This window comes from Coprococcus sp. LG101-27, assembly GCF_027695515.1.
GTDB lineage: Bacteria > Bacillota > Clostridia > Lachnospirales > Lachnospiraceae > Allocoprococcus > Allocoprococcus comes.
In genome coordinates this window covers 53,174-64,966 of record NZ_JAQEUJ010000019.1, presented here as the reverse complement: position 1 = coordinate 64,966, position 11,793 = coordinate 53,174, and the positions used below count along the sequence as shown (strand labels likewise).

Below are 11,793 nucleotides of genomic sequence, written 5' to 3'. Positions count from 1 at the left end.
CAAGAAAAGGAGCTGCGCACTAATTAGTGCGACAGCCCCTTCTGATTTTATAAAACTTTATTCTGCAACATCTTTGATGCTGAAGCTCAAACGTCCCATCTTGTCTTTTCCAAGGCAAACCACTTTGACGTGATCTCCGATAGAAAGAACATCTTCTACATGATCGATTCTCTGCTTAGCGATTTTGGAAATGTGTACCATTCCTTCTTTGCCCGGTGCAAATTCGATGAATGCGCCGAATTCTTTGATGCTTACAACATCACCTTCAAGAACCATTCCTGCCTCGAAGTCTGTTACGATGGTAGCGATCATCTTTCTTGCCTGTTCCATGCTGTCTGCATCTACGCCACAGATAGATACACTTCCTTCATCTGTGATATCAATCTTAACGCCTGTCTTTTCGATGATTGCGTTGATGGTCTTTCCTCTCTGACCTACAACTTCACCAATCTTAGCCGGATCAATATTCATCTGAATGATCTTCGGTGCATACTTGCCAACCTGTGCTCTTGGCTCAGCGATTGTCTTAGCCATAACTTCATCCAGAATGTAAACTCTTGCTTTTCTTGTACGTGCAATTGCTTCTTCGATGATCGGTCTTGTCAGTCCATGGATCTTAATATCCATCTGGATCGCTGTGATACCTTTATGTGTACCTGCTACCTTGAAGTCCATATCTCCGAAGAAATCTTCCAGCCCCTGAATATCTGTAAGTACCAGATAATCATCGTCAGTAGCACCTGTTACCAGACCACATGAGATACCTGCAACTGCAGATTTGATTGGTACACCGGCTGCCATAAGTGACATAGAAGATGCACATACACTTGCCTGAGAAGTAGAACCGTTAGATTCAAATGTCTCAGATACGGTACGGATCGCATACGGGAATTCTTCCTCTGACGGAAGTACCGGTACCAGTGCTCTCTCAGCAAGGGCTCCATGTCCGATCTCACGACGTCCCGGTCCTCTGGAAGGTCTTGTCTCACCTACAGAGTATGACGGGAAATTATAGTGATGCATATATCTCTTGGATGTCTCAGATTCATCCAGTCCGTCTACCTTCTGTGCTTCTGAAAGCGGAGCCAGTGTGGTGATGGTACAGATCTGTGTCTGTCCACGTGTAAACATAGCAGAACCATGTACTCTCGGGATCAGGTCAATTTCTGCGGCAAGTGGACGGATTTCTTCGATTGCACGACCGTCCGGACGCTTGTGGTCTTTGAGGATCATCTTGCGAACAACCTTCTTCTGGTACTGATATACAGCTTCACCAAGTTTGGCAAGCCATTCTTCGTTATCAGCAAAAGCTTCTTCCAGCTTTTCTGTGATCTTACGGATATTTTCTTCTCTTGTCTGCTTGTCATCTGTGAATACTGCAACTTCCATCTCTTCCGGTGTTACGATCTTCTGAATCGCTTCAAAGAGTTCTTCCGGTACTGCAAAGCTTACATAATCATGTTTTGGTTTTCCACATTCTGCAACGATCTGGTCGATGAATGCGATGACTTTCTGATTCACTTCATGCGCCGCGAAGATGGCTTCGAGCATCTTAGCTTCCGGTACTTCATTTGCTCCGGCTTCAATCATGATTACCTTTTCTCTTGTAGATGCAACAGTCAGTGCAAGGTCGGACTTTTCTTTCTGCTCTGCGGTTGGATTGAATACCAGTTCTCCGTCAACAAGTCCTACCTGGGTAGAAGCTGTCGGACCATCGAACGGGATATCAGAAATAGCAGTTGCAATCGCTGATCCAAGCATAGCGGTAAGCTCCGGTGAGCAGTCCTGTTCAACAGAGAGAACCAGGTTCTCCAAAGTTACATCATTTCTGTAATCCTTCGGGAAAAGCGGTCTCATCGGACGGTCGATCACACGGCAGGTAAGAACAGCATTTTCTGATGCCTTTCCTTCTCTCTTGTTAAATCCTCCCGGGATCTTTCCTACTGCATAAAGCTTCTCATTGTATTCAACGCTGAGCGGGAAGAAGTCAATTCCTTCTCTTGGTTTGTCGGATGCAGTTGCTGTTGAAAGCACAACTGTATCACCATAATGCATAAGTACTGCGCCGTTCGCCTGTTTGGCAACTCTTCCAACATCTACGCGGAGTGTACGGCCTGCCAGTTCCATTTCAAACTTTTTGTACATAAATGTTCTCCTTTTTTATCTGTTTATCTGACGGGTAAAATCTCCGAAACTACTGAAAAATACACTTCTCAAAATATACTTTTCAGTGGTCTCGGACGCAATCTCTACCCACAATCTTTTGTATTATATCATATCCTTACATCTCTTGCAAGATTCTATATAACTAACTTTAAAATGTGGCAAAACACGGTTATTGGTCACTCCCATGTCAATCACTATGCTGATTGGCATGGATGATGCATGTTGTACCGGTTCGGCTCATTGTTTGCGTAAACAAACAGGGAGCGAAGACATCCAGCTGATGCCTTTCGCTCCCTGTAAAATACGTCTTACTTTCTTAAACCTAATCTTTCGATCAGTGAACGATATCTTTCAATGTCATTCTTCTTAAGGTATGCAAGAAGTCCTCTTCTCTGTCCAACCATCTTAAGAAGTCCTCTTCTTGAGTGGTGATCCTTCGGATTAGCTTTGAAGTGATCTGTAAGATCATTGATTCTTGCTGTAAGAAGAGCTACCTGTACTTCCGGAGATCCTGTATCTCCTTCTGTTCTTCCGTATTCTTTGATAATCTGTTCTTTCATTTCTTTTGTGATCATTTGTCACTACCTCCTAAATATACTGTTAATTGCCTGATATTAAGCAGTGGTTGGAGATTCCATCTGCCGAACATCGGTTTTTCATACTTGCCTAGTGTACCATATGCCCCGAATCCTGTCAAGAAGGATTTTATCTTTCCCGCATCTGGCAGGTTTTCATATTCCTGTTCACAGGCTGCCTGTAAATAACCGCATTTCCGGAGCTTTTTCACCGGCTCTGTTATTTCTTATGATGATAACGGAAAAATTCTTTTGCGTAAGCAATATCCTGATCGATCTGAGCCTTCATCATTTCTATCGATTCAAACTTCTGCTCCGGTCTCTTAAAATGATAAAGCTGGATCTCTACCTCTTTTCCGTAGGCATCACCACTGTAATCCAGCAGATTGCTCTCGATCAGCATCCGGTTCTCATCGGATACCGTTGGCTTAAACCCGACATTACCGATTCCGTTGTACCAGATTCCATCAATCCTCACACTATCCAGATAAACTCCGTTCGGTGGAAGAAGTTTATCCCTTGACGGATGTACATTAAGTGTCGGAAATCCCAGTTTTCTGCCCAGCTGCCTGCCATGCTCTACTTTTCCCCGTACAGTATATGCATACCCCAGCATATCATTCACAGCTTCCATATTTCCCTTCCGAAGTTCTTCCCTGACATAGCTGCTGCTGATCTCCCGTTTTCCGTACATCTCTTTTTCAATCACAAAAAGTTCATATCCATACACATCGGCATATTCTGCAAGCATTTTTGCATCACCACGCTTGTCATGCCCAAAGTGGAAATCCGTTCCGATCACAATATATCGGGCATGAATTTTCTCAATCAGGATCTTCCGGATGAAATCCTCTGCCGACATACTTGTGACATCTTCGGAAAACGGGCATTCCAGCAGTACATCTACTTTCTTGTCCAGAAGACATCTGCGCTCCTCATTGGACATGATCCCTTCTCTTGATTTTCCAAGCTTTTCATAAAGCGGATTCATATCAAATGCAAACACAACAGAACGAACGCCTTTTTTCGCCTTCAGCTGACATACTTTTTTGATCAGCTTCTGATGTCCTCTGTGAACTCCATCAAATTTGCCGAGTGTGATTGCTGCCTCTCTGGAATCCTGATAGGCTTCCAGCCCTCTGATATAGTCCATGTTCTTTCCTCTTTAATTACTTTTTTTCATTTCCATCAAAAAACATTTTTACAATCTTGAAGAGATCGTCTTTCCTGCAGTAACAGTAAATCGCAATAAACTGATGCGATTCATCGTACACGCGGACTCTCTCATCGTTCTCATACTCCTTTAATGCTGTTTCCTGTGAAATATCTCTTTTTCTGAAACTATTCCCGTTCCGTACTGCCGCGGCCGTTTTTGGTGGCAGTACGACCTGTGCATACGTTGGAAACATTTCATCTATCGCGATGATCTTCTCCTCCAGAATTCCTTCTTTCTGAAGCTGTGCAATTTCACCGAGCCGGATACTGTCTTCAAGTCCAAACCGCTCTACACGTGTTCTCAAAAGCTCTTTCATGCATCCGCCACAGCCAAGCTTCTGACCGATATCATGACACAGTGTACGGATATACGTTCCCTTTGAACAGGTCACTTCCAGTTTTACCTCCGGAAGATTGATCTCCAGGATCCGGATCTCATGAATCGTGATTCTTCGTGCTTTCCGCTCTACTTCTTGGCCCTCTCTGGCAAGCTCATAAAGCTTTTTCCCGTTAACTTTGAGTGCCGAATACATCGGCGGAATCTGATCGTATTCTCCCTCAAAGCTGCGGATCACATTTTCTACTTTTTCATTGGTCAGATCTTCTGTGCTATGTTTTTCCAGAACCTGACCGGAAGTATCCTGTGTATCCGTCACCTGACCGAGAAGAAGAACCGCCTGATAGGTTTTATCTTTATCTGTCAGCAGGTCACAAAGCTTTGTTGCTTTCCCAAAGCAGACCGGAAGTACTCCTTCGGCATCCGGATCAAGGGTTCCGGTATGCCCGATCTTTTTCTGCTTTACGATCCCGCGCAGCTTTGCAACCACATCATGGGACGTATAGCCTTTTTCTTTATATACATTCAGTACGCCATGTATCATTCCGCTTCGCTCCCACTGTTAAACTGAAGTTCCAGTCTTCTTGCCAGATTGTTGATGATATCATGTGGTGTGGCAGTCATGGAGAATCCGGCTGCCCTTGCGTGTCCGCCGCCGCCAAAATAGCTTGCAACTACACTTACATCTATCTTTTCACTGGATCGCAGACTTACCTTAAAAGTTCCATGTTCAAGCTCATACATAAAAATTGCAACATCGATCCCTTTTGTGAGTTTCAGCTGGCTTACGATTCCATCCAGATGTTTCGCTTTTACCTGGTAGAAATCCATCTCTTCTTTTGTAACATAAGATACAATACATCTTCCGTCCATAAAAAGAAAGCTTTCCAACAATGCACGCCCCAGAACCTGGTTCTGTGCATAGGTCTTTTCATCAAAAGTCTCTGTAATTATTTTTGTAAAATCGATCTCTTTTTCCATCAGTGCTGCTGCTGCGCGCATGGTCGACGGATGGGTACAGGAATAACGGAACACACCGGTATCATGCACCATTCCTGTGTAAAGGCACTCGGCAGTCTCCACAGACATCTTCCCATAATCCAGCAGATCGTAGATCAGCTCACTTGTCGAGCTTGCATCTGGCATGATATAGTTCTGGTCTGCAAAACTCTGGTTGCTCACATGATGATCTACACAGAATCTTACTGCCGCTTTTTTGAAAAGGACTGCCGAAAATCCAAGTCTTCCCATATCCCCACAATCCAGTGCGATAAACAGATCATAGGTTTTTTCTTCCGTCACTTCATGCCGGATCTTATCTGTATTTTTCATGAATTTCAGTGTATTCGGAAGCTCTTCCAGATAAACATCGATCTCTTTTTCAGGAAAATTCTCTCTGACATAGTTATACAATCCCATGCAGGAACCAGCACAGTCCCCATCCGGGCGGACATGTCCGCCAAGTGCGATCGTCCCGGCTTTTGAAATTGCATCTAATAACATACTAATCATCCTCTTCCCGTAAATCTCTTGTTACATCATCAATTTTCTTTGACATCCGGACACCATATTCAATGGACTGATCCAGTACGAACTTGATCTCCGGTGTGTTACGCATATTCAGTGTATGAGCAAGTTCGCGGCGGATATAGCCTTCTGCGCTCTGTAATCCCTTCAGGGTATCAGCCTGGGCTTTTTCATCGCCCAGGACACTGATATATGCTTTGCAGGTTTTAAGATCCGGAGCAACCTCTACCGCTACAACCGAAGTCATCGGTGCAACACGCGGATCCTTGATCCCTCCACGCAGAATAGTACTAAGTTCACGCTGTACCTCTGCGTTTACTCTTGTATTCTTAATGCTGTTTTTTCTCATTTTCTACCCTTCTTTATCTAGGAACTTCCACCATCTTGAATGCTTCTACCTGGTCTCCTTCTTTGACATCGTTGAAACGTTCAAATACGAAACCACATTCATATCCGGCTTTAACTTCCTTCACATCATCTTTGAAACGCTTTAATGAAGCAAGCTTTCCATCATAGATCACAACGCCGTCACGAACGATTCTTGCCTGGCAGTCACGTTCAAATGTACCGTCAAGGACATAAGATCCTGCAATTGTTCCGACTCCGGAAGCCTTGAATGTCTGACGTACTTCGGCATGGCCAAGTACCTTTTCTTCAAATACAGGCTCAAGCATACCCTTCATGGCTGCTTCAACGTCTTCGATCGCATTGTAGATGACACGGTACAGTCTCACATCAACACCTTCACGTTCTGCCGTTTCCTTTGCAGTTGCGTCCGGACGTACATTGAATCCGATAATGATCGCATTGGATGCTGCTGCAAGCGTAACGTCAGATTCATTGATCGCACCAACACCACCATGGATGATCTTAACAACGACTTCTTCATTGGAAAGTTTGACAAGGCTCTGCTTGATCGCTTCTACAGATCCCTGTACGTCTGCTTTTACAACGATTCCAAGTTCTTTTAAGTTGCCTTCCTGGATCTGGTTGAACAAATCATCCAGAGACATCTTGGACTTGGTTTCTTCCAGTTTCTTGATCTTGTTCTGACTGATGAATGTCTCTGCAAAGCTTCTTGCATCTTTATCATTCTTGCAGCCAACAAATACTTCACCTGCATTCGGCACATCATTAAGACCGAGGATCTCAACCGGCATAGAAGGACCTGCTTCTTTTACACGGCGTCCCTGGTCATCCATCATGGCACGTACTTTACCATATGCAGAACCTGCTGCGATCGGATCTCCGACACGGAGTGTACCCTTCTGTACAAGAACGGTTGCAACCGGTCCTTTTCCTTTGTCAAGCTCAGCCTCAATTACAAGACCTCTTGCTCGGCGGTTCGGATTTGCTTTCAGTTCCATCACTTCTGCGGTAAGAAGAACCATTTCCAGAAGCTCTTTGATTCCTTCTCCTGTATGAGCAGATACCGGTACACAGATAGTGCTTCCGCCCCAGTCTTCCGGAATCAGTTCATATTCGGTCAGTTCCTGTTTTACACGGTCGATATTGGCACTTGGCTTGTCAATCTTGTTGATCGCAACTACGATCTCGATCCCTGCTGCCTTTGCATGGTTGATCGCTTCTACAGTCTGCGGCATGACACCGTCATCTGCTGCAACAACCAGGATTGCAATATCGGTAGAATTTGCACCACGCATACGCATTGCGGTAAATGCTTCATGTCCCGGTGTATCGAGGAAGGTGATTTTCTCACCGTTGATTTCCACAACTGAAGCACCGATATGCTGTGTGATTCCACCTGCTTCTCCTGCGATGACATGAGTATCACGGATCTTGTCAAGAAGAGAGGTTTTACCGTGGTCAACGTGTCCCATAACGCAGACTACCGGCGGACGTTTCTTCATTTTCTTTTCGTCTTCTTCGTCTTCTTTCAGAAGTTCTTCGATCACATCGACTACTTCTTCTTTTTCACAAAGCACATCGAATTCCAGAGCGATTTCTTCAGCTGTCTCGTAATCAATTTCCTGGTTGACTGTTACAATCTTGCCCTGCATGAAGAGTTTCTTAACGATTACGGATGGCTGGATCTTCATTGCATCTGCAAGTTCCTGGATTGTAAGTACTTCCGGAATTGTGATTTGCTTGATCTGCTCCTCCACAACCTCTTTCTTCGGCTGTGGTTTTACCATTTTCGGCTGAGCGTTATTGTTTTTGCCCTTTTTGCCTTTCTGCAGTCTGTCTTCGTTCTCTTCATTTCTGTTATATTCTTTCTTCTTGTGCGCATCTTTTGGTTTGTTGCGGCTTGGTTTCTGTTCTGCGATTGCAGGTGCCGGAATAGACGGGCTAGATTTTCTTCTGTCGTCACGGCGTCCGCCATCACGCATCTCTCTTCCGTCTCTGTTATCACGGTTATCTCGATTATCTCTTCTGTCTCCGCGGTTCTGGAATCCGCCATCTCTTCTTCCATCACCCGGGCGTCCCTGTCTCTGATCCTGACCGTTTCTTGGTCCGTTTGGATTTCTGCGCTGTCTGTTATCACGGTTTTCTCCCTGCGGACGATCCTGTCTGTTTCCGTTCTGCGGACGTCCCTGGCCATTTCCATTACCCTGCGGGCGTTCCTGTCTGTTTCCGTTCTGCGGACGTCCCTGACCATTTCCCTGAGGGCGTCCCTGGCTGTTACCATTCTGTGGACGTTCCTGTCTGTTTCCATTGCCCTGTGAGCGTCCCTGTCCATTTCCATTGCCTTGCGGGCGCTGTCCGTTTCGACTGCCCTGCGGGCGTCCCTGACCATTGCGGCCTCTTCCGCCGCCCTGTGAGTTCTGCGGTCTGAAAACCTGAACGATATTTTTCTTCTTCGGGGTATCTTCAGAAGATTTTTCACTTTTTACTGCATCAATCTGTTCATCTGAAAGTGTACTCATATGACTTGCCACCTCAATTCCTTTATCTTTTAATATAGAGAGTATTTCTTTGTTTGTCTTATTCATCTGTTCTGCCAGTTCATATACTCTTAATTTTGCCATAAATCTACCTCCTGTATACAGTTCCTATTATTCTTCTTCCATATCCAGATGTTTTCTGATTCCTTTTGCAAACCCTGCATCTGTTACTGCAAGCGAAGCGCGGAACTCTTTTCCCATCGCATGGCCCAGGGTATCTTTATCTTCAAAAAAGTATATTGGCACTTTATAAAAATCACACATGTTCTGAAATTTCTTTTTTGTATTGTCCGATGCGTCGTCTGCCACAATCACCAGATGCGCGCGTCCTTCCTTGACTTCTTTTTCTGTCATGAATTCCCCGCTCTTTGTCTTGCCGGCTTTGGTCGCCAGACTGATCATCGATAATGCTCTATTTATGTTCAAGCTGCTCCAGCTCCTTTTCCAGATTTTCGTATATCTCTTTTGGTATCGCCTGTTTGAAAGAACGTTCCAGTCCTTTATTCTTTATTGCTTCCTGCAAACATTTTCCGGAAAAGCACAGATATGCCCCGCGCCCGTTCTTACGTCCGGTTGCGTCCAGAATGAATTCGCCTTCTGCTGTTTTCAGAACACGCAGCATTTCTTTTTTATTCTTCATTTCCTGACATCCCACGCATTTACGCATCGGGATCTTTTTGGTCGTACTCAAATAATCACCTCTGTCTATTCTTCATACAGATCAAGATCATCTGCTACTTCTTCCTCTGATTCTTCATCAGCAGAATATTCTTCGTCTGAATACTCTTCCTCCTGATAATCATCTTCATAATTCTCAGCCATATTCATATAATCTGCCGGAAGTTCGCCAGACTCGATCGCCTGTGTTTCGTTCTTGATATCGATCTTATATCCGGTCAGTCTTGCTGCAAGACGTGCATTCTGACCTTCTTTACCGATTGCAAGTGAAAGCTGGTAATCCGGTACAATTACACTTGCTGTTCTCTCATCCGGATCAGCCATTACAGAAATAACCTTCGCCGGGCTGAGTGCATTCTCGATCAGGATTGCCGGGTTATCACTCCAGTTGATGATATCAATCTTTTCACCGCGGAGTTCATTTACAACGGCTCCGACTCTGGCACCGTTCATACCAACGCATGCTCCAACCGGATCTACATCCGGGTCGTTAGACCATACTGCGATCTTGGTACGGGAACCTGCTTCTCTTGCAATGCTCTTGATCTCTACAATACCATCACGCACCTCGGTTACTTCCGCCTCAAAAAGACGCTTAACCAGTTCCGGATGTGTTCTTGATACAAGGATCTTTGGTCCTTTTGTCGTGTTCTTCACCTCTACAACGTAAAGTTTGATACGCTCTGTCGGCTCGAATTTCTCACCTTTTACCTGCTCATTCTCAGTAAGGATCGCATCTGCTTTTCCAAGGTTTACACTGACATTCTTGCCAATATATCTCTGAACCACACCTGTCACGATATCTTTTTCTTTTTCAAAGTACTGATCATATACAACTTTTCTTTCTTCTTCGCGGATCTTCTGAAGAATCAGGTTCTTTGCATTCTGTGTTGCGATACGTCCGAAAGATTTGGACTCAACCGGGATCTGTACGATGTCACCGATCTCATAAGAAGGATCGATCATCTTCGCATCTGCAAGACTGATCTGTTCTACTTTGTCCTCTACTTCTTCTACAACGGTTTTCTCCTGGATCAGAGTGTAATCGCATGTCTCCTTATCCATAATTACTTTGATATTGTCTGCTTTTCCGAAATGATTCTTACATGCATTGATCAGTGAATTCTCAATGGCATCCATCAGAGTATCTCTGCTGATATCTTTTTCCTCTTCAAGAATTGTAAGTGCTTCTAATAATTCGGTATTCATTTCCTTCTTCCTCCTGTCACTAGAAATCGAACGCCAGACGGATCAGTGCGATGTCTGCTTTATCAAATGTCATCGTCTCGCCGTCTTCATATTCAATGGTAACTGTATCTTTATCATAATCTTTTAAGATTCCAATAAACTCTTTCTGTCTGTCGATTGCCCGGTAAGTACGAACCTCTACTTCTTCTCCCAGGCTTCTTGCAAAGTCTTTTTCTTTCTTCAGCGGTCTGCCAAGTCCCGGCGAACTCACTTCCAGAATATACGCTTCATCGATAAAATCCTTCTCATCCAGAATGTCTGAAAGTTCCCGGCTTACAACCTCACAGTCATCGACCATAATTCCTCCCGGCTTATCAATATAAGCACGCAGGTACCAGTTTCCGCCCTCTTTTACATATTCTACATCCCAGAGATCAAATCCATGCTTTTCCACGATTGGGTTCAGAATCTCTTCTGTTTTCTGTTCATATACTTCTTTTTTTGACAATCTGCAACTTCCTTTCTTAATCAGGCTCCAAAAATCTGTCCGATTTTGGTTGTATGACTGGCAAAAAGAAGAGTGAACTTTCGTCCACTCTTCTGCCAGATTTCTTATGTAACTGCATACAGTATAGCACTACTTTTCCTGAAATGCAAGGATTTTTAAAATATATGCCTGATTCTCTTTGTAAAGACGCTTTCCGTCGTTCTCTTTCAGCCATTTTACAACCTGGATATCTGCTGCCCAGTCATCTGCCCAGACTTCATCACCTTCGCCACGCGCCGCTGCTTTTTCTGCAATGTATCCCGCCGGGTTTTCCGTAAGATCTTTCAGTACTTCATATGCTTTTTCATTCTTATCATCCAGATCCTGTATCAAAACAACGGTTTCTGTATCCGGTGTCTTTCCATCGAGTGCCTGCAGCTGTTCATTATATTTTTCCAGATTCTCCAGGCTGTCCTTCGCATCCTCCAGACATTCTGTCAGGATTTCGATCTCCGTTTTTCCAGTACCACCCTTTGCAACCGGGCGGATGGATATTTCTGAATCAGCAGTCGTCTTTTTCAGCTCTGCCCGAATCCTCTCCTCATCGTGATCCATTCTTCCGATATCATATCCAAAGTAAAAACCACCAATTCCAATCACAACAAGAAGAACGATTGCAAAAATTCTTTTTCCGGATTTTTTCTTTTTCATCTT

12 protein-coding genes are annotated in these 11,793 nt (G+C 44.3%); all 12 read right to left on the bottom strand.

The genetic code is table 11. The features are described from left to right. Positions 1 to 57 precede the first annotated feature (57 nt). Positions 58 to 2,145, bottom strand: coding sequence for a polyribonucleotide nucleotidyltransferase (locus PG766_RS12695; RefSeq protein WP_008369294.1), 2,088 nt, complete (start codon positions 2,143 to 2,145; stop codon positions 58 to 60). 329 nt (positions 2,146 to 2,474) lie between these two features. Continuing rightward, the gene (gene rpsO / locus PG766_RS12690) at positions 2,475 to 2,741 is read right to left on the bottom strand and encodes a 30S ribosomal protein S15 (RefSeq protein ID WP_008369295.1); all 267 of its coding nucleotides are present in this window, start codon (positions 2,739 to 2,741) and stop codon (positions 2,475 to 2,477) included. 220 nt (positions 2,742 to 2,961) lie between these two features. Next, positions 2,962 to 3,894 carry a bifunctional riboflavin kinase/FAD synthetase gene (locus tag PG766_RS12685; protein ID WP_055247055.1) on the bottom strand — a complete coding sequence of 311 codons (933 nt, stop codon included), beginning with the start codon at positions 3,892 to 3,894 and terminating at the stop codon, positions 2,962 to 2,964. A 16-nt stretch (positions 3,895 to 3,910) separates the two neighbouring features. Beyond that, on the bottom strand, positions 3,911 to 4,837 hold the full coding sequence (truB, locus tag PG766_RS12680; RefSeq protein ID WP_117556507.1) for a tRNA pseudouridine(55) synthase TruB: 927 nt from the start codon (positions 4,835 to 4,837) through the stop codon (positions 3,911 to 3,913). Then, on the bottom strand, positions 4,834 to 5,796 hold the full coding sequence (locus PG766_RS12675; protein ID WP_118199807.1) for a DHH family phosphoesterase: 963 nt from the start codon (positions 5,794 to 5,796) through the stop codon (positions 4,834 to 4,836). The genes truB and PG766_RS12675 overlap by 4 nt, the downstream gene beginning before the upstream one ends. Position 5,797: 1 nt before the next feature. Next, entirely contained in the window at positions 5,798 to 6,169 is a 372-nt protein-coding gene (gene rbfA / locus PG766_RS12670) for a 30S ribosome-binding factor RbfA (protein WP_008369305.1), read from the bottom strand. Between the two features lie 13 nt (positions 6,170 to 6,182). Next, positions 6,183 to 8,810, bottom strand: coding sequence for a translation initiation factor IF-2 (gene infB, locus PG766_RS12665; RefSeq protein WP_117823785.1), 2,628 nt, complete (start codon positions 8,808 to 8,810; stop codon positions 6,183 to 6,185). A gap of 27 nt (positions 8,811 to 8,837) precedes the next feature. Continuing rightward, positions 8,838 to 9,128: a L7Ae/L30e/S12e/Gadd45 family ribosomal protein gene (locus tag PG766_RS12660; RefSeq protein ID WP_117823784.1), complete on the bottom strand. Its 291-nt coding sequence runs from the start codon at positions 9,126 to 9,128 to the stop codon at positions 8,838 to 8,840. A gap of 10 nt (positions 9,129 to 9,138) precedes the next feature. Then, the gene (gene rnpM, locus PG766_RS12655) at positions 9,139 to 9,393 is read right to left on the bottom strand and encodes an RNase P modulator RnpM (protein ID WP_334294126.1); all 255 of its coding nucleotides are present in this window, start codon (positions 9,391 to 9,393) and stop codon (positions 9,139 to 9,141) included. 38 nt (positions 9,394 to 9,431) lie between these two features. After that, on the bottom strand, positions 9,432 to 10,613 hold the full coding sequence (nusA, locus tag PG766_RS12650; RefSeq protein ID WP_008369313.1) for a transcription termination factor NusA: 1,182 nt from the start codon (positions 10,611 to 10,613) through the stop codon (positions 9,432 to 9,434). Between the two features lie 19 nt (positions 10,614 to 10,632). Further along, a complete protein-coding gene (gene rimP, locus PG766_RS12645) occupies positions 10,633 to 11,100 on the bottom strand; it encodes a ribosome maturation factor RimP (protein WP_008369315.1) in 468 nt (155 codons plus the stop codon). A gap of 129 nt (positions 11,101 to 11,229) precedes the next feature. Further along, positions 11,230 to 11,790 carry a hypothetical protein gene (locus tag PG766_RS12640; RefSeq protein ID WP_117556497.1) on the bottom strand — a complete coding sequence of 187 codons (561 nt, stop codon included), beginning with the start codon at positions 11,788 to 11,790 and terminating at the stop codon, positions 11,230 to 11,232. Positions 11,791 to 11,793 lie beyond the last annotated feature (3 nt).

What these genes read in the sequence shown, in the direction of transcription:
- PG766_RS12660 (WP_117823784.1), bottom strand. Translation starts at nt 9,128, where the DNA reads ATGATCAGTCTGGCGACCAAAGCCGGCAAGACAAAGAGCGGGGAATTC.
- truB (WP_117556507.1), bottom strand. Translation starts at nt 4,837, where the DNA reads ATGATACATGGCGTACTGAATGTATATAAAGAAAAAGGCTATACGTCC.
- PG766_RS12695 (WP_008369294.1), bottom strand. Translation starts at nt 2,145, where the DNA reads ATGTACAAAAAGTTTGAAATGGAACTGGCAGGCCGTACACTCCGCGTA.
- PG766_RS12685 (WP_055247055.1), bottom strand. Translation starts at nt 3,894, where the DNA reads ATGGACTATATCAGAGGGCTGGAAGCCTATCAGGATTCCAGAGAGGCA.
- nusA (WP_008369313.1), bottom strand. Translation starts at nt 10,613, where the DNA reads ATGAATACCGAATTATTAGAAGCACTTACAATTCTTGAAGAGGAAAAA.
- infB (WP_117823785.1), bottom strand. Translation starts at nt 8,810, where the DNA reads ATGGCAAAATTAAGAGTATATGAACTGGCAGAACAGATGAATAAGACA.
- PG766_RS12675 (WP_118199807.1), bottom strand. Translation starts at nt 5,796, where the DNA reads ATGTTATTAGATGCAATTTCAAAAGCCGGGACGATCGCACTTGGCGGA.
- rnpM (WP_334294126.1), bottom strand. Translation starts at nt 9,393, where the DNA reads ATGCGTAAATGCGTGGGATGTCAGGAAATGAAGAATAAAAAAGAAATG.
- rpsO (WP_008369295.1), bottom strand. Translation starts at nt 2,741, where the DNA reads ATGATCACAAAAGAAATGAAAGAACAGATTATCAAAGAATACGGAAGA.
- rbfA (WP_008369305.1), bottom strand. Translation starts at nt 6,169, where the DNA reads ATGAGAAAAAACAGCATTAAGAATACAAGAGTAAACGCAGAGGTACAG.
- PG766_RS12640 (WP_117556497.1), bottom strand. Translation starts at nt 11,790, where the DNA reads ATGAAAAAGAAAAAATCCGGAAAAAGAATTTTTGCAATCGTTCTTCTT.